23 protein-coding genes and 1 tRNA gene are annotated in these 21,967 nt (G+C 69.7%); 15 read left to right on the top strand and 9 right to left on the bottom strand.

All coding sequences use genetic code 11. The features are described 5' to 3' along the window. The first annotated feature begins 85 nt into the window (after positions 1–85). Both AC1PLR_RS19945 and AC1PLR_RS19940 read left to right on the top strand, forming a co-directional pair. Complete coding sequence (locus tag AC1PLR_RS19945; RefSeq protein ID WP_481102088.1) at positions 86–946, top strand: SPOR domain-containing protein; 861 nt, start codon at positions 86–88, stop codon at positions 944–946. Positions 947–1,048: 102 nt separating this feature from the next. Continuing rightward, positions 1,049–1,124, top strand: a tRNA-Thr gene (locus tag AC1PLR_RS19940). Positions 1,125–1,344: 220 nt separating this feature from the next. Here AC1PLR_RS19940 and AC1PLR_RS19935 read toward each other — a convergent pair. After that, positions 1,345–1,713 carry a hypothetical protein gene (locus tag AC1PLR_RS19935; RefSeq protein ID WP_481102087.1) on the bottom strand — a complete coding sequence of 123 codons (369 nt, stop codon included), beginning with the start codon at positions 1,711–1,713 and terminating at the stop codon, positions 1,345–1,347. Positions 1,714–1,856: 143 nt separating this feature from the next. Between AC1PLR_RS19935 and rocF the strand changes: the two genes are divergently transcribed. The 4 genes from rocF (at position 1,857) to AC1PLR_RS19915 (ending at position 3,663) form a co-directional block, all read left to right on the top strand. Next, complete coding sequence (rocF, locus tag AC1PLR_RS19930) at positions 1,857–2,780, top strand: arginase (protein ID WP_481102086.1); 924 nt, start codon at positions 1,857–1,859, stop codon at positions 2,778–2,780. Positions 2,781–2,922: 142 nt separating this feature from the next. Then, positions 2,923–3,075 carry an entericidin A/B family lipoprotein gene (locus tag AC1PLR_RS19925; RefSeq protein WP_010341023.1) on the top strand — a complete coding sequence of 51 codons (153 nt, stop codon included), beginning with the start codon at positions 2,923–2,925 and terminating at the stop codon, positions 3,073–3,075. Between the two features lie 53 nt (positions 3,076–3,128). Then, the gene (locus AC1PLR_RS19920) at positions 3,129–3,263 is read left to right on the top strand and encodes an entericidin A/B family lipoprotein (protein WP_010341024.1); all 135 of its coding nucleotides are present in this window, start codon (positions 3,129–3,131) and stop codon (positions 3,261–3,263) included. Between the two features lie 184 nt (positions 3,264–3,447). Next, positions 3,448–3,663 (top strand): CsbD family protein, encoded by a 216-nt coding sequence (locus AC1PLR_RS19915; protein ID WP_010341025.1) that lies wholly within the window; start codon positions 3,448–3,450, stop codon positions 3,661–3,663. 69 nt (positions 3,664–3,732) lie between these two features. Here the strand turns inward: AC1PLR_RS19915 and AC1PLR_RS19910 are convergent, their stop codons facing one another. Further along, positions 3,733–4,653, bottom strand: a complete 921-nt coding sequence (locus AC1PLR_RS19910; protein WP_481102085.1) for a hypothetical protein — start codon at positions 4,651–4,653, stop codon at positions 3,733–3,735. Between the two features lie 108 nt (positions 4,654–4,761). Between AC1PLR_RS19910 and AC1PLR_RS19905 the strand changes: the two genes are divergently transcribed. From AC1PLR_RS19905 to AC1PLR_RS19895, 3 genes are all read left to right on the top strand, one after another. Beyond that, the gene (locus AC1PLR_RS19905; RefSeq protein WP_481102084.1) at positions 4,762–6,054 is read left to right on the top strand and encodes a tryptophan--tRNA ligase; all 1,293 of its coding nucleotides are present in this window, start codon (positions 4,762–4,764) and stop codon (positions 6,052–6,054) included. A gap of 290 nt (positions 6,055–6,344) precedes the next feature. After that, positions 6,345–7,277, top strand: a complete 933-nt coding sequence (locus tag AC1PLR_RS19900) for an MBL fold metallo-hydrolase (protein ID WP_481102083.1) — start codon at positions 6,345–6,347, stop codon at positions 7,275–7,277. A gap of 107 nt (positions 7,278–7,384) precedes the next feature. After that, positions 7,385–7,552, top strand: coding sequence for a peptidase (locus AC1PLR_RS19895; RefSeq protein ID WP_209229214.1), 168 nt, complete (start codon positions 7,385–7,387; stop codon positions 7,550–7,552). A 310-nt stretch (positions 7,553–7,862) separates the two neighbouring features. On the opposite strand, the gene AC1PLR_RS19890 is transcribed toward AC1PLR_RS19895, so the two are convergent. Next, on the bottom strand, positions 7,863–8,471 hold the full coding sequence (locus tag AC1PLR_RS19890) for a hypothetical protein (RefSeq protein ID WP_481102082.1): 609 nt from the start codon (positions 8,469–8,471) through the stop codon (positions 7,863–7,865). 431 nt (positions 8,472–8,902) lie between these two features. After that, a complete protein-coding gene (locus AC1PLR_RS19885) occupies positions 8,903–9,313 on the bottom strand; it encodes a Rap1a/Tai family immunity protein (protein WP_481102081.1) in 411 nt (136 codons plus the stop codon). Between the two features lie 122 nt (positions 9,314–9,435). Here AC1PLR_RS19885 and yedA point away from each other — a divergent pair, with 122 nt between their 5' ends. Both yedA and rarD read left to right on the top strand, forming a co-directional pair. After that, positions 9,436–10,332 (top strand): drug/metabolite exporter YedA, encoded by an 897-nt coding sequence (gene yedA / locus AC1PLR_RS19880; protein ID WP_481070132.1) that lies wholly within the window; start codon positions 9,436–9,438, stop codon positions 10,330–10,332. Next, positions 10,329–11,246 (top strand): EamA family transporter RarD, encoded by a 918-nt coding sequence (gene rarD, locus AC1PLR_RS19875; protein ID WP_481102080.1) that lies wholly within the window; start codon positions 10,329–10,331, stop codon positions 11,244–11,246. The genes yedA and rarD overlap by 4 nt, the downstream gene beginning before the upstream one ends. A gap of 96 nt (positions 11,247–11,342) precedes the next feature. Here rarD and AC1PLR_RS19870 read toward each other — a convergent pair whose 3' ends face one another. The 5 genes from AC1PLR_RS19870 to AC1PLR_RS19850 all read right to left on the bottom strand — a co-directional run bounded on the left by AC1PLR_RS19870 (position 11,343) and on the right by AC1PLR_RS19850 (position 18,028). Next, on the bottom strand, positions 11,343–12,485 hold the full coding sequence (locus tag AC1PLR_RS19870; RefSeq protein WP_481102079.1) for an alpha/beta fold hydrolase: 1,143 nt from the start codon (positions 12,483–12,485) through the stop codon (positions 11,343–11,345). Between the two features lie 150 nt (positions 12,486–12,635). After that, positions 12,636–13,946: an ABC transporter permease gene (locus AC1PLR_RS19865; RefSeq protein WP_481102078.1), complete on the bottom strand. Its 1,311-nt coding sequence runs from the start codon at positions 13,944–13,946 to the stop codon at positions 12,636–12,638. A 64-nt stretch (positions 13,947–14,010) separates the two neighbouring features. Beyond that, positions 14,011–15,168: an ABC transporter permease gene (locus AC1PLR_RS19860; protein ID WP_481102077.1), complete on the bottom strand. Its 1,158-nt coding sequence runs from the start codon at positions 15,166–15,168 to the stop codon at positions 14,011–14,013. A gap of 13 nt (positions 15,169–15,181) precedes the next feature. Next, positions 15,182–15,871: an ABC transporter ATP-binding protein gene (locus AC1PLR_RS19855; RefSeq protein ID WP_010340093.1), complete on the bottom strand. Its 690-nt coding sequence runs from the start codon at positions 15,869–15,871 to the stop codon at positions 15,182–15,184. Positions 15,872–16,780: 909 nt separating this feature from the next. Then, positions 16,781–18,028 carry an efflux RND transporter periplasmic adaptor subunit gene (locus AC1PLR_RS19850; protein ID WP_019800780.1) on the bottom strand — a complete coding sequence of 416 codons (1,248 nt, stop codon included), beginning with the start codon at positions 18,026–18,028 and terminating at the stop codon, positions 16,781–16,783. 252 nt (positions 18,029–18,280) lie between these two features. On the opposite strand from AC1PLR_RS19850, the gene AC1PLR_RS19845 reads away from it, so the two are divergent. The 4 genes from AC1PLR_RS19845 to AC1PLR_RS19830 all read left to right on the top strand — a co-directional run bounded on the left by AC1PLR_RS19845 (position 18,281) and on the right by AC1PLR_RS19830 (position 21,923). Beyond that, a complete protein-coding gene (locus AC1PLR_RS19845; RefSeq protein WP_481102076.1) occupies positions 18,281–19,183 on the top strand; it encodes an ABC transporter ATP-binding protein in 903 nt (300 codons plus the stop codon). Then, positions 19,180–19,965 carry an ABC transporter permease gene (locus AC1PLR_RS19840; protein WP_481102075.1) on the top strand — a complete coding sequence of 262 codons (786 nt, stop codon included), beginning with the start codon at positions 19,180–19,182 and terminating at the stop codon, positions 19,963–19,965. The genes AC1PLR_RS19845 and AC1PLR_RS19840 overlap by 4 nt, the downstream gene beginning before the upstream one ends. A 100-nt stretch (positions 19,966–20,065) precedes the next feature. Further along, the gene (locus AC1PLR_RS19835; protein WP_481102074.1) at positions 20,066–21,268 is read left to right on the top strand and encodes a sensor histidine kinase; all 1,203 of its coding nucleotides are present in this window, start codon (positions 20,066–20,068) and stop codon (positions 21,266–21,268) included. 52 nt (positions 21,269–21,320) lie between these two features. Further along, positions 21,321–21,923 (top strand): response regulator transcription factor, encoded by a 603-nt coding sequence (locus AC1PLR_RS19830; RefSeq protein WP_209030199.1) that lies wholly within the window; start codon positions 21,321–21,323, stop codon positions 21,921–21,923. The last annotated feature ends 44 nt before the right edge of the window (positions 21,924–21,967 follow it).

The following is a 21,967-nucleotide window of genomic DNA, read 5'->3' as shown; positions in this document are numbered from 1 at the left end:
CGGCGGAGGTTGCGCCGAGGCAGCCATCTGCCACCCGGACCTCACTGTCTCTCCCAAGCTGCATCGCACGCTCTAGAATCCGGCCATGCTCGTTCGCGCCCTGCTCGTCGTCCTGACCATCCTCAACCTCGGCGTCGCAGTGTGGTGGGCGATGCAGCCGCCGACCCCGCCGTCGGTGCCGATGCCGGCCGTGCCTGCCGGGGTGGCGACGCTGCAACTGGTCAACGAGACGCCGGCACCGGCCGCTGCGCCCACTCCGCCGGCCGTCGCGCCTGTCGCCGCGCCAGCCGATGCGCAGAACGCTGTGCAGGCCGACACCGCCGTCGCCGCGGATGGGGCCGGATCGGTTCCGGCGCAGGCTGACGCACCGGCGGCTCCCACGACCGCCGCACAGGCCGCCGCACCCACGCCGCCCGCGGCCGCCCCTACGCCCGCTCCGACCCAGAGCGAGGTCGAGCCTGCGGCGAAGTCCACCGCCGACGCAGCGGTGTGCCTGAGCGTGGGGCCGTACCCGGATCGCGATGCCGCCCAGGCGGCCGTCGCCGCGCTGGCCCCGGGCGCGCCGCGTCCGCGCCTGCGCGAGGCGGCCGACAGCGATGCCACCAGCTTCCGCGTGATCCTGCCGACGATCGGCGGCGAGGACGGCCTCAGGCAGGCCACCGAGCGCATCGTCGCTGCCGGCATCCGCGACTATTACCCGTTGCGCCAGGGCGAGACCGGTAATGCCATCGCCCTGGGCCAGTACCGCAGCCGCGAAGGCGCCGAGCGCCGCCGCGCGGAACTGGCCCGTGCCGGCTTCAACGCCGACCTGATCCCCAGCGGCGGCAACGGCCAGTCGCGCTGGTGGCTGGACCTGCGCGCCGACTCCGCGGCGCAGGCCGCGGCCTTGCGCCGCCAACTCGGCGCCGCGCGCCAGCGCAGCGTGGACTGCGCCGCGCTGCGCTAGAATGCCGCGCCTGCCGGTGTTCGGCGCCGCGCCGTCGGACGTGCCGCGGCCCGCGCCAGCAGGTAGACTGCCCCGGCCCCGCTCATGGGCGTCTTTCGTCTTGCCGCTTTAGCTCAGTCGGTAGAGCAACTGTCTTGTAAACAGTAGGTCATCCGTTCGATTCGGATAAGCGGCACCATCCCTCTTCTCTCTGCATCGCGGAGATCCGCGGCGGGTCATCAATCCGCTGGAACAGCGGCTTTTGCCCTCCGTTGCGTGTCCTCCCGAACATTTCTCCGAGCAGCGAGCGATCCCGCGCTGTGTAGACGCTGCGGTGGATGGCATGGACGCGCGGCGCGACCACACTGCAACTGCCCGCCACCAAACGCGTCTGCAGCGCTGTGCAGTCGCGCTGTGTCCTACTGCTGCGAAACCGCGGCGCTTTGCGACATCAGCATGGTCTGCGCGCGCATGGAAAGCGGACAACCCTGCTGCTTCAACATCGCGATGGCCTCCCTTGTCCGCCGCAGCAGGCCGGTATTGGCGATGAAGGTCGTCTTCGCGCCGTGGAATTCCAGCACGATGTTCTCGGTTCCCCACGCTGTTCGATAGTCCACGTTGGCGATCTCGCGGTACGGGCAGGTGCGCGTACGCAGAGCCCGATATTCCACGTGGTCCGCATGCAGGATCAGCCTGGGGTTGAGGCTGTTGTGCGCCCACGCGAACCAGGGAAGGAACGTCAACCCGGCGAATGCGGCTTCCAGGGTCACGATCAAGGGCTTTTCCAAGGCGATCTCCAGAAACGGCGGAGCAGCTTAGTCAGGCACTGCCATCGACGTCCAACCGCACGCCTCCGCCTGCTGCGCCGCGGCGGGTCGTGCCATGCCGGTCCCGCTAGACTGGGCCACTTTTTTGGCTGGAGCGTATGCGCATGAAGTCGTCTTTTCTGCCGGTGTCCCTGATCGGCGTTCCCACCGATATCGGGGCCGGCCATCGCGGTGCGCGGATGGGGCCGGAGGCGCTGCGCATCGCCGGCCTGCACGAGGCGCTGGCCAATCGCGGCGTGGAAGTGCGCGACGTCGGCAACATCGATGGTCCGCGCAATCCGTGGCAGGCGCCGGTCGACGGTTACCGCCATCTGGATGAGGTGGTGGCCTGGAACCGCGCGCTGATGGAGGCCAGCTATGCGGAACTGCGCGATGGCCGCATGCCGATCGTGCTTGGCGGCGATCATTGCCTGGGCATCGGCTCGATCACCGCGGTGGCGCGGCATTGCCGCGAGCAGGGCCGTAAGCTGCGCGTGCTGTGGCTGGACGCGCATTCGGACTTCAACACCAGCGAGGTCACCCCGTCGGGCAATGTGCACGGCATGCCGGTGGCTTGCCTGTGCGGGCTTGGCCCGCAGGCGCTCATCGAACTCGGCGGCAGTGCGCCGGCGCTGCGGCCGGAGCAGGTGCGGCAGATCGGCATCCGCTCGGTCGATCCCGAGGAGAAGCGGCTGATCAAGCAGCACCGCGTCGACGTGTACGACATGCGCTACATCGACGAGATGGGCATGAAACGGACCATGGAGGCGGCGCTGGACGGGCTCGACGCCGACACCCACCTGCACGTCAGTTTCGACGTGGATTTCCTCGACCCCAGCATCGCCCCGGGCGTCGGCACCACCGTGCCGGGCGGCCCCAACTATCGCGAGGCGCAGCTGGTGATGGAAATGATCGCCGACAGCGGGCGCATGGCCTCGCTGGACATCGTGGAACTGAATCCGGTGCTGGACCACCGCAACCTGACCGCGGAACTGGCGGTGGACCTGGTGGAGAGCCTGTTCGGCAAATCGACGCTGATGCGCGACTGAGCGGTGCGGCCTCAGCCTGAATGGGTCGCCGGTTCATTCACGTGAAATCCACAGTCGTGACGGCAGATTCACCGCCAGACGGTAGCGCGGCGACGCCTATCGCCGCCCACCCCGACCACCTGCGATTGCCGAGGACGACACGATGAAGCGACTGACCACCCTGTTGATGCTGACCCTGTTCTGCGCTGGCGTGCTGACCGGCTGCAACACCGTCGCCGGCGCCGGCAAGGACATGCAGAAGGCGGGCGAGAAGGTGGAAGACAAGGCGCAGGATTGCAGCGCTGGCAAGTGCTGAGTTTCGCGCGGCCTGCGTGCCGCGTCCCATGACCAAGTAAAGGAGTGAAACCTATGAAGCGTACGTTTGCGTGGATGCTGCTGGCGATGTTCTCGGTGGGCCTGCTGTCCGGCTGCAACACCGTTGCCGGTGCCGGCAAGGACGTGCAGAAGGCGGGCGAGAAGGTCGAAGACGCCGCCAAGAACTGAGCCTCGTCTCAGCTGCAAAAACGGGTCGGCTTGCCGGCCCGTTTTTTTTTGCGCGGTTGCCTGCGATGCACAACGGTTCACGATGCTCATGCATCGCTGACGCTGCATTGATCGATCCGCGACACAGGCTGCGCGATGCTGCGCGGGCGGCGTAAGGCGCCGCTTACACATCACGAGAGATGCCATGAACAAAGACATCATTGCCGGCAAGTGGACCCAGCTCAAGGGCAAGATCAAGGCGCAGTGGGGCGACTTGACCGACGACGATTTCGACGTCGCCGAGGGCAATACCCAGTATCTGGCCGGCAAGCTGCAGGAGCGCTACGGCTGGGCGCGCGATCGCGCCGAAAAGGAAGTGCATGCCTTCCGCGACAGCCTGGGCAAGGAATACCACGACTGAGGCGCACATCGCCGCAGCGTCGTCGACACGGGCCGCATCGCGGCCCGTGTCTTTTTGTGTCCCTGCCGATCAGCGCGCCGGCGGATCCGGTACGTAGTCGCCAGGAAACGCATCCGGCGCGATCGCCACGCGCGGCGGTGGCAGGGCGCGCGGCAGCACGCCGCGTGCGATCAGCCGCGCGCGGCTGTCGTAGCGCAACGTGGTCCGCTGCATCGGCACGTCGCTGGCGCGCTGGAACTCGGTGACGCGCGAGGGCGACCATTCGCGTGCGCCGTGGCCGGTGCCCAGACGTTGTTGCACGCGTTCGGCGGCGTTGCCCTCGCGTGCATACGCCCGTGCGTCGGCCGACGGCGCCGCCGCGAGCGGTGCGTCGGCACTGGGTTGCGGGAGGTCGGCGGCCGCTGCCGGTGCAGGCGTTGCGCTTGCGCGCGCTGGCGTCTCGGCTGCCCGCTTTGCGTCGATGTCCGCGTCGCGCACGGCATCATCGGGCCATGCGCGCGCTTCGTCGAACACCGCCATCCCGATCACGCCGACATTGCGCGGGCGTCCGGTGCGTGCCGCATAGCTGTCCTGCAGGTCGGTGAACACGAACTGCGCCACGTCCTCGGACGATTTGCGCCAACCGGCGATCTCGGTTTGTTGCCATGGCGCCAGCACATAGCCGCGCTGGTCGCTGGCCGCGGTCTGGCCACTGACCGCATTGACCCCGTCCACCGACAGCACCACCAGCACCCGCGCGCCGGTCAGGTTGGTCAGGCGCAGCGCGTAGCGGTGGCCGGGCGTGGCGGCGATCCAGCGCTCGCCGCGCCAGGCATGCGCGGGCAGCGGCGCGTCGCCGGCATCGCGATCGACCACCTGCAACTGCACCGCCGGCGCCGAGGCAGGTGGCGCGGGCCAGGGACGGAAGCCGCACAGCCCGCCGATGCACAGCACGGCGAAGGCGAGCACGGCGAGGGAACGACGGGGCAGGGACGGAGCAAGAGCATGCATCGCGGCGACTCCAGGCTGGGGACGCCGGATTGAACGCCCCACGCGCCGGAACGGGGTTGTCGCGCAGCGGGTAAACTCGCCGGGTTTTCTCCGGACCGTCCATTTCGCATGAGCACCCGCGTTCTCACCGGCATCACCACCTCCGGCACGCCGCACCTGGGCAACTACGTCGGCGCCATCCGCCCCGCGCTGCAGGCCAGCCGGCGTCCCGGCATCGAGAGTTTCTTCTTCCTGGCCGACCTGCACAGCCTGATCAAGGCGCAGGACCCGGCGCGGACCCAGCGCTCGACCCTGGAGATCGCGGCGACCTGGCTGGCCGCAGGCCTGGATCCGGCGCAGGTGTGGTTCTACCGTCAGTCGGACGTGCCGGAGACCAACGAGCTGACCTGGTTCCTGACCTGCGTCGCCGGCAAGGGCATCCTCAACCGCGCGCACGCCTACAAGGCGGCGGTGGACAAGAACCGCGCCGACGGCGAGGACGACGATGCCGGGGTCACCGCCGGCTTGTTCATGTATCCGGTGCTGATGGCCGCCGACATCCTGCTGTTCAAGGCGCAGCAGGTGCCGGTGGGCCGCGACCAGATCCAGCACATCGAGATGGCGCGCGATTTCGCGCAGCGCTTCAACCACGTCTACGGCCGCGAGCACTTCGTGCTGCCCGACGCGCTGATCGACGAGCAGGTGGCGACGCTGCCCGGGCTGGACGGGCGCAAGATGAGCAAGAGCTACGACAACACCATTCCGCTGTTCGCCCCGCGCGAGGAGCTGAAGAAGCGGGTGTTCGCCATCGTCACCGATTCGCGCGCGCCCGGCGAGCCGAAGGACACCGAGGGCTCGGCGCTGTTCCAGTTGTACCAGGCCTTCGCCAGCGCCGAGGAGACCGCCGCGTTCGCGCAGGCATTCGCCGCCGGCATCGGCTGGGGCGAGGCCAAGCAGCAGCTGTTCGAGCGCATCGATGCCGAGATCGCACCGATGCGCGTGCGCTACGAGGCGCTGATGGCGCGCCCGCAGGACATCGAGGCGATTCTGCGCGACAACGCGCAGCGTCTGCGCGAGCGCTATGCGATCCCGTTCCTCGCCGAGCTGCGGCATGCGGTGGGCTTGCGCGACCTGTCGGCGCAGGCCGGCGGCGCCACCGCAGCGACGACCGCCAAGCAGGCGCTGCCGAGCTTCAAGCAGTACCGCGAGGCCGACGGCCAGTTCTACTTCAAGCTGCTCGATGGCGAGGGCGTGCTGCTGTTGCAGAGCGGCGGTTTCGCCTCGCCGCGCGATGCCGGGCAGACCATCGCCGCGCTCAAGCAGGCCGCGCAGGCGGACGCGCTGCAGGCCGCGCCGGTGACGCTGGAGGCGCCGGCCGAGACGGTGCTGGCGGCGCTGGCGCGCTTGCGCGAGGCGGGTTGAGCACAAGCGGCGGTTCGTCGTAGGAGCGGCTTCAGCCGCGACAAGCATTCCCAGGAAGGCCTGTCGCGCCAGAAGCCGCGCCGACAGACAAATGACGCGTTCTGTTGCGACATCCGAAGCGCGTGTGTTTGCTGGTCGCATGCAGTCGGGACTGAAGTCCCTCCCACACTGGGCGCTCGCGATCGTCTGGGTGGTTCTGTCGTCCATCCTCCGTCCGGCCCTTGCCGGCAGCACTGGCAGCGTCCTCCATACCGCCTAGAATGGAGCCTCGCCCGCCACGCCTTTGCGCCATGCCACGCGATCCCAGCATCCATCTCGTCGATACCGGCTTCCAGCGCGCGCAGTTCGATGCCGCCTACCTGATCGTGGAGAACGGGCGCGGCGCCTTCGTCGACTGCGGCACCAGCCATGCCGTGCCGGTGCTGCTGGACGCGCTGGCGCACGCGGGCCTGGCGCCGGGCGACGTGGACTGGCTGATCCTCACCCACGTGCACCTGGACCACGCCGGTGGTGCCGGTGCGCTGCTGCAGCACTTGCCGAACGCGCGCCTGCTGGTGCATCCGCGCGGCGCGCCGCACATGATCGATCCGACGCGGCTGATCGCCGGCGCCACTGCGGTGTATGGCGAGGCGGAGATGGCGCGCAGCTACGGCACCATCGTGCCGGTGCCGGCGGAGCGCGTGGTCGTGGCCGAGGACGGCCATCGCCTGTCGCTGGCCGGGCGCGAGTTGCTGTGCATCGACACGCCGGGGCACGCCCGCCATCACCTGTGCGTGTGGGACGCACGCAGCCGCAGCTGGTTCAGTGGCGATACCTTCGGCCTGTCCTACCGCGAACTGGATAGCGCGCGCGGGGCGTTCGCGATCCCGACCTCGTCGCCGGTGCAATTCGAACCGGAGGCCATGCAGGCCTCGATCCAGCGCATGCTCGGCTACGCGCCACAGACGCTGTATATCACCCATTACGGTCCGGTGGAGGGGGCCGAGGCGCTGGCGGCGGAACTGCTGGAACAGTTGGAGGCGATGGTGGCGATCGCGCGTGGCTGCGATGGCCGCTCCGACCGGCATCGTTGCCTGGTCGCCGCACTGACCGCGCTGTATCTGGAGCGGGCGCGGCTGCATGGCTGCCCGTTGGACGATGCCAGCGTGGAGCGCGTGCTGCACATGGACATCGAGCTCAATGCGCAGGGGCTGGCCTGCTGGCTGGAGCGTCCCGCGCGCTGAACGCCGCCTCGCGTCGCGCACGCGAACGCCACGCAGCGCTGTCTCGGCGCGACGCCATTCTCTACACTGTGCGGCCCGCTTGTTGCCAGGTCGTGACCGTGAACCCGATGCGCATGTTGCTGCTGTCCGCTTCCCTGTTCATGGGAGGTGCGGCACAAGCGGCCAACGATGCGCTGGCCGGCGACGCCGGAAGCGACGCCGATGCGCTGGAGCGGCATGCGTTGCCGGCGGCGTGCGATTCTTCGGAGGGTTGCGGTCCGGCGCTGCCGGGCTGAGCGGTTGGCAGGAAGACGATGCCGGAGCTGCGGCACGACGTGCCGCCACCCCAAGTCGGTTGCGCAGGATTGGCGCCTGTTGGCGATGGCCGGTACGCACGGTTGCGATGGTGTCGCGGCGCAAAGGCATCGCCGAGCGCGCTGAAAGGTCATTCCCGTAGGAGCGGCTTCAGCCGCGACGGGCATTACCGGTAAGGCCTGTCGCGGCTGAAGCCGCTCCTACGTGGGGACGACCGGTGTCCCGCGAGGCCGTGACGGGAAGCGCCGTTCACCGGTCAGACGTAGGTAGTTACTGCGAGGCGGCCACTGCTCAGGCGGTGGTATCGATCAGCCCGCCGACGATGCCTTGATTGAGCAGATCGCCGGTCACCGTGCCGCTGAGGTCGGGGTTGGACTGCAGCAGCGACGACAGCTGCGGCGTCAGGCCCTGACTGCTGAAGACGCCAGAGGCGTTGTACAGGCCGGGGGTCGACGGCGGCGCGGTGATGGTGCCGAGCAGGCCCTGGTCGTAGGTCTGCGTGGCCTGGTCGAGCGTGGGATACGGCGAGGTGGCCGTCGAGGTCGACGTGCCGGTGCCGGTCGTCGACGTCGAAGGATCGGTGCTGGAACCGGAGGTGCCGCTGGTCGAGGCCGCATCGGTGGGGCCGGCGCTGACGATGCTGTTGAACAGCCCGGCGGCGTTGTAGGTCAGGCCCGTGTCCGCCGCGGTGCTCGCGGCAAGTCCGCCGAGGCTGAAGATCACTGAGGCGTCGCCGGACAACTCCACGGCCTGTTGCACCGCGGCCGGATCGTTGCTGGACACGATGGGGTTGCCGGCCTGGGCCGAATCGCCCGAGGTGCCCGTTGCAGAGAAGCCATAGGGCGAGGTGCCGTACGGATTGACGGTGCCGAGCGGCGACAGTGCGGTAGCGATGGCCATGGCGATGCTCGGCGAGCGGGTGTGTACGCGTACAGATACGCCCGCGCGGCTGAACCGTCTATTAGGTATTTCGCGGCGCGGCGGAGCGCGGCAGCAGGTGCCGACCGTGCTGTCATCGGCGTCCTTTCATCGGTGAAGACATCAGGACCAGAACTGCTTTACGCAGCACATTCGCTACGCGAGGCCGATCCCGTTTCCTCGGCTGCAGCGCGGCGCGGCATGGCTGCGTACAGGAGCGGCCGCCGACGCGCCTCGGCGTGCCCATGCTGGCCTGCAACACGGGCTTGGTAGTGCTGGTGGAGCGCAAGCGCCGCTCCTGGTGGCGCCGATGCCACAGTGGATGCGCGTTCGGCGCCCGGCGCGGACACCGCGCCAGCCGCGATGAATCACGACCTCGCCTCGCCGACGCGACCTGCGGTAGCCGGGCGCCCTCAGCGTGAGGCGCGGCGCGGCGTGGATTTGCAGGGATACCGTTTGGCCAAGGACTGCACGACCAGATCGCTGGCGCGCTCGTCCAGGCGCGCGTCGGGCAGCGTGCTGAGATCGGCGACCAGTGCCTGGACATCCGGTGGGCCGGACTGGCCGGCCGGTCGGCACCATCGCGCGCCCTCGCTGCCGGCCGCGATGCCGAGCATGTACGCGGCCGCCGTGCGCGAGGACACCATGACCCGCAGTTCCTGCGGTTGCTGCGGACCCAGGTCGGCGGCCAGTGAGCCGTCCAGCGGGGCTTCCAGCAACTGATGTCCGTTCAATTCCCAGGGTCCGGCAGGCGGGCGTGCCGCGCTGTTGCTGCTGAGCGCCGCCAGCAAGGGCAGCGCGAGCCAGGTGCGGTGTGATGCCATCCACGACTCCTTTCTCGACGAGTGGTCCGCACGCCGCGGCGGCGCGACACGCGCGGGTGAAGCGGCTTGCGCGCGGAGCAGGTGCTCTAGAATAGCGCCCCCGCTGTCTCTGGCGCCGTCCGATGTCGTCTGCTCCTGTCGCTGCCGCGCCTGCGCGCGGCGGCTTCGTCGTTCTCGCCCTGTTCCTGGTCTACGTCGTCTGGGGCTCGACCTATCTGGCGATCCGCTTCGCCCTGGAAGGCGGCGCGCCGCCGCTGAGCGTGGTCTCCGGCACCCGCTTCGTGATCGCCGGCAGCGTGCTGTACGCGGTGCTGCGCTGGCGCGGCGTGGCCGCGCCCACGCGCGCGCAGTGGCGGCCGCTGGCCATGCTCGGTGCGCTGATGCTGGTTTGCGGCAATGGCCTGGTGGTGCTGGCCGAGCGTCAGGTGTCCTCGGGGCTGGCGGCGGTGGCGGTGGCCTCGGTGCCGCTGTGGATGGCGCTGTTCGGCACGCTGCGCGGCCACCATGCCAGCCGTGGCGAATGGCTGGGCATCGTGGTCGGCTTCGCCGGGGTGGTGTGGCTCAACGCCGGCAGCAGCCTCAATGCCAGCCCGCTGGGGCTGGTGCTGCTGTTGATCGCGCCGGTCGGCTGGGCGTTCGGCTCGGTGTGGTCGCGCGGGCGCGACCTGCCGATGCCGTTCATGGCCGCCGCCGGGCAGATGCTGTGCGGCGGGGTGATGCTGGTGGCGATCGGCCTGCTCAGCGGCGAGCGCCTGCACACCCTGCCGAGCGCGCAGGGCATGCTGGCGGTGGCCTACCTGTGCGTGTTCGGCTCGATCGTCGCCTTCACTGCCTACGTGTGGCTGCTGCAGAACGTGCGCCCGGCGCTGGCCGGCAGCTATGCCTACGTCAATCCGGTGATCGCGGTGGCGCTGGGCAGTTGGCTCGGCAGCGAACGCTTCAGCGCCAGCGATTTCGGCGCGATGGCGGTGATCCTGGCCGGCGTGGTGGTGATCACCGTGGCGAGAACCCGGCGATGATCGCGGCCGCCGAGCAGGAGGCCCGGCGCGGCCTGTGGATCACCGCGGCGACCTTCGCGCTGTGGGGCGTGGTGCCGGTGTACTGGCACCTGCTGCAGGCGGTGCCGTCGCCGCACATCATCGCCCACCGCATCGTCTGGAGCACGCTGCTGGTGGTGGCCTGGCTGGTGTACAGCGCGCGCCTGCAGTGGTGGCGGCGCATCGCCGCGCAGCCGCGCGCGCTGGCCACGCTGGCGCTGAGCAGCGTGGCGATCGCCTTCAACTGGGGCCTGTACATCTGGGCGGTCAATGCCGGTCACGTGATCGAGACCAGCCTGGGCTATTTCATCAATCCGCTGGTCAACGTGCTGCTCGGCGTGCTGGTGCTGCGCGAGCGGCTGCGTCCGCTGCAATGGCTGGCAGTGGCCTGCGCCGCGCTCGGCGTGGCCTGGCTGACGGTCGACGCGGGAACGCTGCCGTGGATCGCGCTGGGCCTGGCCGGCTCGTTCGGGCTGTACGGCCTGTTGCGCAAGCTGGTGCAGGTGGATGCGGTGGCCGGGCTGGGCGTGGAAAGCCTGTACCTGTTCCTGCCGGCGCTGGGCTTCGTGCTGTGGGGCGAGGCCGGCCACGGCGGCGGCTTCGTCGGCGGCTGGGGCTGGCGCGACGACCTGCTGCTGGCATTCGGTGGCGTGGTGACCGCGGTGCCGCTGATCGGCTTCGCCTACGGCGTGCGGCGCATCCCGCTGTCGCTGGTCGGGCTGCTGCAATACATCGCGCCGAGCCTGCAACTGCTGCTGGGCGTGTGGTTCTTCCGCGAGCCGTTCGACGCGGGCAAGGCGATCGGCTTTGCTGCTATCTGGATCGGGTTGCTGTTGTTCGCCGGTGAGAGTCTGTGGCGGTCGGGCGTGTGGCGGCGAGCGGGGATTGGGGATTAGGGATTCGGGATTGGTAAACGCCGCAGCGCACCCGCCGTTACGAATTCCCAATCCCGACTCCCCGCTTTCCACAGCCGAATGGCTGGTCATCCCGGCTCAGCCGCGGCTACCACTCGCAGCCGGCCCACCCGTCAACTGCAGCTCGGGGTCCGCACGCGGTGGCAGCGGCTGCGGGCAGCGGCCGCCGTGGCTCGGCGACTGCAGGTCGGCGAACCAGTCCTCCACGGTCGGCGCCAGCAGGTCCAGCCGCATCGGCAGGCTCAGGTGATTCTCGCCGGGCATCTCCAGGTAGTGCGCGCGTGGCGCATCCAGCGCCAGCAGGCGGCCGTGCGCCACCGGGATGTGCTGGTCGGCGCTGCCATGCAGCAACAGCACGCAGGCCGGTGCGGCGCGCGCGGCGGCGGTGACGTCGACCTGGTCCAGGTTCAGCGCCAGGCGCTGGTTGGCGTTGGCGATCACCGCATCCAGGTTCTGCCCGCCGTAGCGCCAGCGCGCCAGGTCCATCGCCGCGCTGGCCATCCAGCCGCGCGGGCGGCTGGCGAGCATGTGCGGGATCATGTCGCGGATGCCGCGGCCGGCGTTGGCGAACGATTCCATCGCGACCACGCCGTCGACCTGGTCGCCGAGCTTCTGCGCGGCGAACAGCGCGGTGGCCGCGCCGTAGGACACGCCGAACAGGTACACCGGGCCCTGCACCTCGCCGCTGGCGCGCAGGGCGCGGATCACCGCAACCACGTCGTCGGACTCGCGGGTGCCGTAGCCGGCCGGGCCGCCGCCGGAGCGGCCGTGGTTGCGCAGGTCGATGCTGATGCTGCGGTAGCCGGCCTGGGCCAGGTCCAGCGACCACGGCAGCAGCGAGTCGCCGTCCATCATCCAGCCGTGCAGCAGCAACACGGTGCCGCGCGGGGCCATGTGCGTGGCCGGCGCCGGGGTGCCCACGTCCATGGCAAAGTCGGCGTGCTCGTGGCCGCTGGCGTCGCGGCCGGCGTGCTCGTAGCGGTAGCGCATGTGGTAGTCGCCCGGGTCGATGGCACGCCAGAAGATCGGGATGCCGCCGGGCACCACCACGTGGCCGCTGCGATTGGGCAGGGTCGCCAGCAGGCTCTGGATGCGCTCCTCGTCCATCAGCGGCGACACGCCGCCCGGCGCGACCAGGCGGTCGCTCAGCGAGGTGGAGGAGCAGGCGCTCAGCCACAGGCTGGCGCAGAGGACGAGCAGCAGGCGCAGGCGCGAGGACATGGACGTGGCGGCGTGGAACCAAATGGCCGCGCAGGCTAGCGCCTCGGCGGCCGCCGTTCTACCGCGTTTCGATGACGAAACGATGACGCGTCAGCGGCCATTGGGCCGGGCCGGGACAGGGGTCCCGGCCCGGCGCGTTCAGCCCTGGCGCTATAGCGCGCGCAGGGCGGTGGTGATCGGCAGGCGCGCGGCGCGCAGCGCCGGGAACAGGCCGCCGACCAGGCCGATGCCCAGCGCCCACTTCAGCCCGGTCCACAGCAGCGGCGGGGACACCTTGAACTGGAACACCACCTGGCTGAAGTTGCTGCCCAGCGTGGAGACGCTGTAGCCGTTGAAGATCGCCCAGGCGATCAGCCCGCCCAGCACCCCGCCGAGCAGCGCCAGCAGCATGGTCTCCAGCATCACCGCCACCACCACCGGCAGCCCGCGGAAGCCCAGCGCACGCATGGTGGCGATCTCGCGGGCGCGGGTGGCGACCGCCGCGTACATAGTGTTGAGCGCGCCGAACACCGCACCGATCGCCATGATGGTGCCGATGAAGGTGCCCAGGACCTCCAGCACCTTGCTGAGGTTGCCGCCTTGCTTGCGGTAGTACTCGCGGGTGGTGAACACGTCCAGCTTCAGCCGCGGGTCGGCGTCCATCGCCGCCTTGAACTGGCGGAAGCCGTCCTGGCCCTGCGTCCGCACGCTGATCGACTGGTAGGCGCTGCGGTTGTAGGTGGTGGCCAGGGTCTGGGTGTCGGTCCACAGTTCCGAGTCGTGCGCATCGCCGCTGGCGAACACGCCGACCACGGTCCAGGCCTGGTTGCCCAGGGTCAGGGTCTGGCCGAGCTGCAGGCCGCGGAACTGCGACTGCGCGCCCTTGCCGACCACGATCTCGCGCAAGCCCGGCTTGAAGCGACGGCCCTGCAGGAGCTTGACCTTGTCGTGCACCGCCCAGCCCTGCTCGCCGACGCCGCGGAACTGCGCGTTGACGTCACTGCCGTCGGACTTGGACTGCAGGTTCACCACCTGCGACAGTTCCGGCGAGACCAGCGGGCGGTTGTCGGCGCCGCGTGCCACACCGGCCAGGCTGGCGATCAGCGGCACCTGGTCGCGGGTGATGACCGAGTTGGTCTCGGCCTGCGAGCCGCCGCGCAGCACGATGGCGGTGGTGTCGTCGCCGGTGCTGTCCAGGGTCGCCTGGAAGCCCTGGCCCATCGCCAGCATCGCCACCAGCACGCCGACCACACCGGCGATGCCGACCACGATCACCGAACTGGCGCCCCAGCGTTGCGGCAGGCTGGCGATGCCGATGCGCGCGGCGGCGAGCGACAGCCGGCCGCTGCGGGTGACCAGCAGCAGCACGGCGAGCACCGCCACCAGCGCCAGGACCATGAACCAGGGCAGGGCGATCCAGATTCCCAGGCACAGCGCCAGCGCCGCGATCGCCAGGACATTCCATAACCATTGCATCTTCATTGCGTTGTTCCTCGGGTCTGCGTCGCCGTCCGTGGCATCGCTGTGCTGGAGAGAGAGGGCGGGCTCAGCGTCCGGCCAGGGCGTCGACGATCTTCAGCCGCTGCGCGCGCAGCGCCGGCAGCAGGCCGACCACCACGCCGATGACCAGCATCAGCGCCGCGCCGATCAGCCAGGTCTGCAGCGGCACCGCGTGCACCGGCAGGGCGCCGCGGCTGGCACTGGCCAGCACCGGGATCGCCGCCGCCGCCAGCGCCATGCCGAGCAGGCCGCCGAGCACGATCAGCAATACCGACTCCACGATCACCAGCGTCAGCACCGTGCGGTCCTGGAAGCCCAGGGTCTTGAGCGTGGCCAGTTCCGGGATGCGCTCGCGCACCGCCTGCGCCATGGTGTTGCCGGTCAGCAGCACCAGGGTGAAGAACACCGCGCCCATGATCGAGGTGACGATCAGGCCGATGTCGGCGAACTGCTTGACGAAGGCCTGCTGGAACGCCGACTCGGTCTGCGACTTGGTCTCGTGGTCGGAGTTGGCCGACAGCGCATCGATCGCCTGCGCCACGCGCGAGGCGTGCTCGGGGTTGTCCAGCCGCACCGTGTACCAACTGACCTTGCCCTTGATGTAGTCGTTGCTCTCGTCGAAGTACTTCCAGTTCATCATCAACTGGTTCTCGGCCTGCACGTTGGCGCGGTCCTTGGCCTTGAAGATCGCCTTCAGCTCCAGCGGCCAGTCGTTGCTGCCGCCGCGCGGGAAGATGGTGGCCTGCAGCGGGATCACGTCGCCGACCTTCCAGCCGTTCTTCTTCGCCAGCGCCTCGCCCACCGCCGCGCCGGTACGGGTGTCGCGGAAGGCCTTGAGTTGCTCCGGCGGCACCACGTATTCGCTGTACACGTCGAAGAAGTTCGGCGCGACCGAGAAGTTGGGGAAGAAGTCCTTGGGATCCTTATAGATGCCGCCGAACCACATCGCATAGGTCACGTCGCGCACGCCCGGCACGCTGCGGATCTGCGACTCCAGGCGCACCGGCAGCGACTGGGTGATCGACAGCCGCGAGGCCACCACCAGGCGGTTGACCCCTTCCACCGAGCCGCCGGCGGTGAACGCCACACGCACCGAGTCGAGCAGGCCGAACAGCAGGAAGGCGACGATCACCGAGAACAGGGTCAACAACGTCCGCGTCTTGCTGCGGAACAGTTGCGCCCAGATCAACGAGAAATACTTCATGGCATCGCCTCGCTCAGTGCGCGGCCGGCGCGTCGGCCAGCTCGCCCTTGTCCAGGTGCACGGTGTGGGTGGCGTACTCGGCGGCCTTGGGGTCGTGGGTGACCATGACGATGGTCTTGCCGTGGCTGCGGTTGAGTTCCTGCAGCAGGCCCAGCACGTCCTCGGCCGAGCGCCGGTCGAGGTCGCCGGTGGGTTCGTCGCAGATCAGGAAGGTGGGATCGGAGACGATGGCGCGGGCGATGGCCACGCGCTGCTGCTGGCCGCCGGACAGTTCGCTGGGCTTGTGGTTGCGGCGTTCGGCCAGGCCGACCAGGGTCAACGCGATCTCGGCATTGCGCTTGCGCTGGGCGGCGCCGAGCGAGGTCAGCAGCAGCGGCAGTTCGACGTTCTTCTGCGCGGTGAGCATCGGCATCAGGTTGTAGAACTGGAACACGAAGCCAACGTGGTGGCTGCGCCAGGTGGCGAGCTGGCCGCCGCTCATGCGGTCGATGCGCTGCCCTTCGATCTCGATCTCGCCGCCGCTGGGCGAATCCAGCCCGCCGATCAGGTTGAGCAGGGTGGTCTTGCCGGAGCCGGACGGGCCCATCAGGGCGACGAAGTCGCCGCGGGCGATATCCAGGTCGATGCCGTGCAGGACCTGGACTTTCTCGGGGCCGCGCTGGTAGGTCTTGGTGACGTTGCGCAGGGTGACGAGGGTGGACATGGTGGTGTTCCTGGCGGTGGACGAGGTGGAGGCGATGCGGTCGCCGATAGCGGCGGGATGGTTTTGCAGTTGTTGCTGTTGCTGTTGTTTTCGCTGTTGCCGTTGTTCTTGCTTTTGCCTTGCCGGGTTCCCTTCCGAAGCGGCGGCCAGCGCGGGGAAAAACCCCGAAGGGGCGGCGTACATGGATGTACGCCGTCCGCGGCAGGGGCAGGATGCCCCTTCCGCGGATCCCCGGGCTGGACGCGGACCCGGAGCGCGTTAGCGCGGAGGGCGCGTAGGCAGGGTGTGCTTTCTTTTGGTTACTTTTCTTTGCACAAGCAAAGAAAAGTAACTCGCCGCAAGGCGAAAGCTTTGCTCTTGCACTTGCTGCTACGGTGACGACCGCTGGATTGTAGGAGCGGCTTCAGCCGCGACAGCCATGACCAATTACGTTTGTCGCGGCTAATGCCGCTCCTACAGATCTTCTCGTTTGACGCTCAAGATTGAAGCAACAGCAAAGGCTTTCGCCCTAACGGGCGAGTTACTTTTCTTTGCTCGCGCAAAGAAAAGGTAACCAAAAGAAAGCGCGCCCTGCCTTGCGCCCTCCGCGCTGCGCGCTCCGGGTCCGCGGATGCACCGGGGATTCGCGGAAGGGGCATCCTGCCCCTGCCGCGAACGGCGCACATCCATGTGCGCCGCCCTTCGGGTGTTTCCCCGGTCCATCCGCCGCTGCGGAAGGGAACCCGGTAGAGCAAAAATCAAAAGCAACAGCTACAAAGCAACAGCAGGAGCGTCACTCGGGGAAGGAATGCAACAGCAACTGCATAAACTTGAGCTAGAGCGGTGTGGCTGCGGTGGGGCGCCGTTGGAAAGTGACAACTTCAGGTGCAACCTCGGGTGCTGACGCAGTGCGCAGCACACGATCGCGTGCTACTGCGCAGCGGCCTCCGCGGTCTTCACCTGCATGCCCGCATGCAAGGCCTCCGGCGGATCCAGTACCACCGTGTCGCCCGCGGCCAGGCCGGACAGCACCTGGCGGTCGTCGCCCAGGGCGATGCCGGTCTTCAGCGCGCGCTGCTCGACCGTGTTGTCGTCCTTCACCGCGAACGCCACGTCCTGGCCGGCGCGCTTGACGATCGCCGCGCCCGGCACCCGCACGCCCTGCGGCGTGTGCTGCGCCTGCGGCTGCGGTGCCTCCAGGAAGCTGACCCGCACGCCCATCTCCGGCACGATCCGCGCGTCCTTCTGCTTCAGCGCCACGCGCACCTTCACCGTCGCCTTGCCGCGGTCGGCGGAGGGAATGATCGCGATCACCTCGGCCGGGATCTTCCAGTCCGGATACGCGTTGAGCGTGGCCTCCACCGGCATGCCCGGCTTGACCCGGCCGATGTAGGACTCGCCCACCTCGACCTCGATCTCCAGTGAATCCATGTCGACGATGGTGCCGATGCCGGTGCGGGTGAAGCCGCCGCCGGCCGACAGCGGCGAGACGATCTCGCCCGGCTGCGCCGCCTTGGCGGTGACCACGCCGGAGAACGGCGCACGCACGATGGTGTTGTCGACGTTGAGATCGGAGATCGACAACTGGTTGCCGGCCACCGCCACGTTGCGCTGCGCGTTCTGCAACTGCGCGCGCAGGGCGTCGCGTTGCGCCACCGCCTGCTCGTACTGCGACCGCGAGACCAGTTGCTGGCCGGCCAGGGTCTGCAGCCGCTGCGCGTCGGCATCGGCCTGGCGCACCTGCGCCTGCATGTTGGCGACCAGGCTGCGTGCCGCGTCCAGTTGCGAGGCCGACAGCACCCGCTGCGCATTGGCGTCGATCGGGTCCAGCGTCGCCATCACCTGGCCTGCCTCCACGCGCATGCCTTCCTCGATGCGCACCTCGCGGACCTTGCCGGTGATCTTGGCCGACACCGTGGCCATGCGCCGCGCCACCACGTAGCCGCTGGCGTCCAGCACCGAGGCGCTGCTGCTGCCGGGGGCGATCGCCACTACCGCCGCGGTACGCACCTCCAGCGGCTTGCTGCGGCCGAACAGCCACCAGCCGCCGGCGCCTAGGGCGAGCAGCACCACCAGCAGCACCAATGCGATCCACAGTCCGCGTCGCGACGGCGGCTCGCTCGGCGGCGCCTTGCGGTCGATACGGAGTTCCTTGAGCAGGTCGGAGGAAGTACTCATCGTGTCCTTGAACGAAACGGTCGGCGCGCTGCAGTGTGCGAGCCACCGGCCGCCGTGGGCATGGCCGGAAGTCACTTTCTGCGGTGCGCTGCAACGGGAAGAAACGCCGCCCCTCGGCGTGGATCGCAGCATGCGGCAATCGTGCCGGGGCTGCCAGTGACAGATGTCATCCGATGCAGTTGACGCGCCGCACTGGGACGCGTCGCCGCCACGGCGCAGCCTAGGCACTCCCTGCCACCACTGGAATTGTCCATGCCTGACCATGATGCGTTGCCGCTGGCGCAGCTCAGCGGTGTCCACAAGCGCTATGGGGCGCTGGTTGCGCTCGACGGCGTCGACCTGCAGTTGCACCGCGGCCAGTTGCTGGCGCTGCTGGGCGCCAACGGTGCCGGCAAGAGCACCGCGGTGAGCCTGCTGCTCGGGCTGCAGACGCCCGACGTCGGCAGCGTGCGCCTGTGCGGGCAGGATCCGCGGGCGCTGACCGCGCGCCGCCAGGCCGGGGCGATGCTGCAGACCGCCGGGCTGCCGGAGACGCTGCGTGTGGGCGAACTGCTGCTGCAGGCGCGCGGCTACTACCCGCAGCCGCGCAGCGTCGCCGACTGCGTGGCGCTGGCCGGGCTGGACGGGTTGATGGCACGACGCTACGGTCAATTGTCCGGCGGTCAGCAGCGGCGCGTGCAGTTCGCGATGGCGATCTGCGGGCGGCCGCAGGTGCTGTTCCTGGACGAGCCCAGCACCGGCCTGGACATCGAGGCGCGGCAGGGCCTGTGGCGGGCGATCCGCGAACTGGTCGCCGACGGCTGCGCGGTGCTGCTGACCACGCACTATCTGGAAGAGGCCGAGGCGCTGGCCGACCGGGTGGCGGTGCTGCAGCGCGGCACGCTGATCGCCGAGGGCAGCGTCGCCGAACTGCGTGCGCGCTTCGAACAATGCACCATCCGCTGCCGCAGCACGCTGCCGGCGGCGCAGGTGGCGCTGTGGCCGCAGGTGCGCCACGCCGAGAGCCGCGACGGTGTGCTGGAGGTGGTCGCCGAGCCGGCCGAGCCGGTGGTGGCGCGGCTGCTCGCCAGCGATCCGGCGCTGACGGCGCTGGAAGTCCGCCGCGCCGGCTTGGCCGACGCCTTTCTCGCCATCACCCGTGCGGAGGCCGCATGAACCCGATCGATCTTTCCGTTGTCCCGCCGGCGGCCGCCTGGTCGTTGCGCGACCAGGGCGCGCTGTTGTTGCGCGAGATCCGCTACGAGGTGCTGCGCTGGCTGCGCACGCCGTCGTTCGCCTTGCCGACGCTGCTGTTCCCGCCGCTGTTCTACCTGCTGTTCGGCGTGCTGCTCAATCACGGGCGCCACGACGCGGCGGTGTACCTGATGGCCAGCTACAGCGTGTTCGGGGTGATGGCGCCGGCGCTGTTCGGGTTCGGCGTGGGCCTGGCCCTGGACCGCGAGCGCGGCCTGCTGGCGCTGAAGCGGGCGATGCCGGTGCCGCCGATGGCGCTGCTGCTGGCACGGACCGCGCTGGCGATGGCGTTCGCGCTGGCGATCGGGGTGCTGCTGCAGGCGCTGGCCGCCGTGCTCGGCGGGGTGATGCTGACGCCGGGCCAGCGGCTCTGGCTGCTGCTGGTCGACGTGCTGGGCACGCTGCCGTTCTGCGCGATCGGGCTGGCGCTGGGCGCCTATGCCGGCGGCAGCGGTGCGCCGGCGCTGGTCAACCTGATCTACCTGCCGATGGCGTTCTTGTCCGGGCTGTGGATCCCGCTGCAACTGCTGCCGGCATGGCTGACCACGCTGGCGCCGCTGTGGCCGTCCTATCACCTGGGCCAGTTGGCGCTGCGCGTGGTCGGCCAGGCCGATGGCCGCGGCAGTGTCGGCCATGTCGCCGCGCTGCTGGCGGTGACGGTGGTGTTCTACGCACTGGCGCAGCGGCGCCTGCGCCGCGGCTGATGGCACGCCGCGCCGATCCCGGCGTCGCCGCGCGGTTCCGCGCGCCGGCGCCTTCGCTAAGCTATGCGCCGCGGCGGCCGTGCCGCCCTGGGAGCCCGACGTGATCGCCTTGCTGCACGCCTCGCCCGACTCGCTGATCGCCCGACGCATCGGCTGGAGCTCGGCCAAGCCCAGCACCCACTGGTTCGTGTGGCTGTCGCTGGTGTGGTCGATCTGGCTGTTCGTCACTCCGCTGTACGAGCCGTACTACTTCCGCAACTGGTTCCCGCCGACGCTGGCCAGCTATCTGATGTTCCTGGCCTTGTACTACGTGGCCTATTACCGCCACCGGCGCTACCTGCCCTGGTGCGTGGCCGGCATGGCGGCGCTGGCGTTCGTCGTGCTGCCGTACAACCCCGGCGCACAGTGCTACATCATCTATGCCTGCGCCTTCCTGGCGTTCTGCTTCGAGCCGAAGCGGGCGGTGGTGGCGATGCTGCTGGTGCTGGCTTCGTTCGCATTGGCCTGGACGATGCGCGGTTGGTCGCCGCTGTACATGGTCAGCGCGGTGGTGGTCGGCCTGTCGGTGGGGCTGATGAACATCAGTTTCGAGCGCCGCGCGCGCGGCGAGGCGCGCTTGCGCCTGAGCCACGAGGAAGTACGGCGCCTGGCGGCGGTGGCCGAGCGCGAGCGCATCGGCCGCGACCTGCACGACCTGCTCGGCCACACCCTGTCGCTGGTGGCCCTGAAGTCGGACCTGGCCACCCGCCTGCTCGCCCACGACGCCGCCGCGGCGCAGCGCGAGATGGAGGAAGTGGGCCAGGTCGCACGCGAGGCGCTGAGCCAGGTGCGGCGCGCGGTCAGCGGCATCCGCGCCGCGCAGCTGGCGGCGGAGATCGCCGCCGCCAAGCTGCTGCTGGAATCGTCGGGGGTGAGCTTCCGCTATCAGGTCGAGGCCTTGCCGCCATGCCCGCAGCTGGAGACGGTGTTCGCGCTGGTGCTGCGCGAGGCCGCCACCAACATCCAGCGCCATGCGCGTGCCAGCCACGCGCAGTTGCGGCTGTGGTGCGAGCGCGGCCAGGCCCTGCTGGAACTGCGCGACGACGGGCGCGGCGGCGCGCTGCAGCCGGGCACCGGGCTGAGCAGCATGCGCGAGCGGCTGGAGGCGGTGGGCGGCAGCCTGCGCATCGCCTCCGAGCGCGGCCTGGGCACCTGCCTGGTCGCCGCCGCGCCGTTGCCGCGGATCGAGGCGACCGTGGTGCCGGAGCCCGCAGCGGCACCGCGGGTGCCCGCGCCGGCGAACCAGGACGCCGCACTGGGCTGAGCGCCGGCCCGGCCCGGGCACTACAATGGGCCGACAAGGACCGGGGGGTGCCGTGATTCGTTTAGTGCTGGCGGAGGACCAGGCGATGGTGCGCGGTGCGCTGGGCGCACTGCTGGGCCTGGAAGCGGATCTGGACGTGGTCGCCAGCGCGGCCGACGGCGAGGCCGCGTGGCGCGCGCTGCAGGCGCATTCCCCCGACCTGCTGGTCACCGATATCGAGATGCCCGGCCTCAGCGGGCTGGAGCTGGCCCAGCGCATCCAGCGGCAGCAACTGCCGGTGCGCGTCATCATCGTCACCACCTTCGCCCGTCCCGGCTTCCTGCGGCGCGCGCTGGATGCCGGGGTCGGCGGCTACCTGCTCAAGGATGCGCCGCCGCAGCGGCTGATCGAGGCGATCCGCCAGGTGCACCGCGGCGGCCGCGCGATCGACCCGGAACTGGCGCTGGAAGCGTGGTCCGAAGCCGACCCGCTCAACGACCGCGAGCGCCAGGTGCTGCGCCTGGCCGGCGAGGGCGCCTCGGCCGGCGACATCGCCACGCAGCTGGGGCTGTCGTCGGGCACGGTGCGCAATTACCTGTCCGAGGCGATCGGCAAGCTCGGGGTCGGCAACCGCATCGAGGCGGCGCGGCTGGCGCGGCAGAAGGGCTGGCTGTGACGCGCCGCGCCAGGTGGCCTGAAATTTGCATGGCTCCCTGCGCT

The sequence above is a fragment of the Xanthomonas sp. NCPPB 3570 genome, from assembly GCF_056725115.1.
The sequence above is the reverse complement of the archived record's forward strand: the minus strand, read 5'-3'. Positions and strand labels throughout refer to the sequence as shown.

Coding starts and splice junctions, on each gene's coding strand:
- AC1PLR_RS19945 (WP_481102088.1), top strand. CDS start 86: ATGCTCGTTCGCGCCCTGCTCGTCGTCCTGACCATCCTCAACCTCGGC.
- rocF (WP_481102086.1), top strand. CDS start 1,857: ATGAAGTCGTCTTTTCTGCCGGTGTCCCTGATCGGCGTTCCCACCGAT.
- AC1PLR_RS19925 (WP_010341023.1), top strand. CDS start 2,923: ATGAAGCGACTGACCACCCTGTTGATGCTGACCCTGTTCTGCGCTGGC.
- AC1PLR_RS19920 (WP_010341024.1), top strand. CDS start 3,129: ATGAAGCGTACGTTTGCGTGGATGCTGCTGGCGATGTTCTCGGTGGGC.
- AC1PLR_RS19915 (WP_010341025.1), top strand. CDS start 3,448: ATGAACAAAGACATCATTGCCGGCAAGTGGACCCAGCTCAAGGGCAAG.
- AC1PLR_RS19910 (WP_481102085.1), bottom strand. CDS start 4,653: ATGCATGCTCTTGCTCCGTCCCTGCCCCGTCGTTCCCTCGCCGTGCTC.
- AC1PLR_RS19905 (WP_481102084.1), top strand. CDS start 4,762: ATGAGCACCCGCGTTCTCACCGGCATCACCACCTCCGGCACGCCGCAC.
- AC1PLR_RS19900 (WP_481102083.1), top strand. CDS start 6,345: ATGCCACGCGATCCCAGCATCCATCTCGTCGATACCGGCTTCCAGCGC.
- AC1PLR_RS19895 (WP_209229214.1), top strand. CDS start 7,385: ATGCGCATGTTGCTGCTGTCCGCTTCCCTGTTCATGGGAGGTGCGGCA.
- AC1PLR_RS19890 (WP_481102082.1), bottom strand. CDS start 8,471: ATGGCCATCGCTACCGCACTGTCGCCGCTCGGCACCGTCAATCCGTAC.
- AC1PLR_RS19885 (WP_481102081.1), bottom strand. CDS start 9,313: ATGGCATCACACCGCACCTGGCTCGCGCTGCCCTTGCTGGCGGCGCTC.
- yedA (WP_481070132.1), top strand. CDS start 9,436: ATGTCGTCTGCTCCTGTCGCTGCCGCGCCTGCGCGCGGCGGCTTCGTC.
- rarD (WP_481102080.1), top strand. CDS start 10,329: ATGATCGCGGCCGCCGAGCAGGAGGCCCGGCGCGGCCTGTGGATCACC.
- AC1PLR_RS19870 (WP_481102079.1), bottom strand. CDS start 12,485: ATGTCCTCGCGCCTGCGCCTGCTGCTCGTCCTCTGCGCCAGCCTGTGG.
- AC1PLR_RS19865 (WP_481102078.1), bottom strand. CDS start 13,946: ATGAAGATGCAATGGTTATGGAATGTCCTGGCGATCGCGGCGCTGGCG.
- AC1PLR_RS19860 (WP_481102077.1), bottom strand. CDS start 15,168: ATGAAGTATTTCTCGTTGATCTGGGCGCAACTGTTCCGCAGCAAGACG.
- AC1PLR_RS19855 (WP_010340093.1), bottom strand. CDS start 15,871: ATGTCCACCCTCGTCACCCTGCGCAACGTCACCAAGACCTACCAGCGC.
- AC1PLR_RS19850 (WP_019800780.1), bottom strand. CDS start 18,028: ATGAGTACTTCCTCCGACCTGCTCAAGGAACTCCGTATCGACCGCAAG.
- AC1PLR_RS19845 (WP_481102076.1), top strand. CDS start 18,281: ATGCCTGACCATGATGCGTTGCCGCTGGCGCAGCTCAGCGGTGTCCAC.
- AC1PLR_RS19840 (WP_481102075.1), top strand. CDS start 19,180: ATGAACCCGATCGATCTTTCCGTTGTCCCGCCGGCGGCCGCCTGGTCG.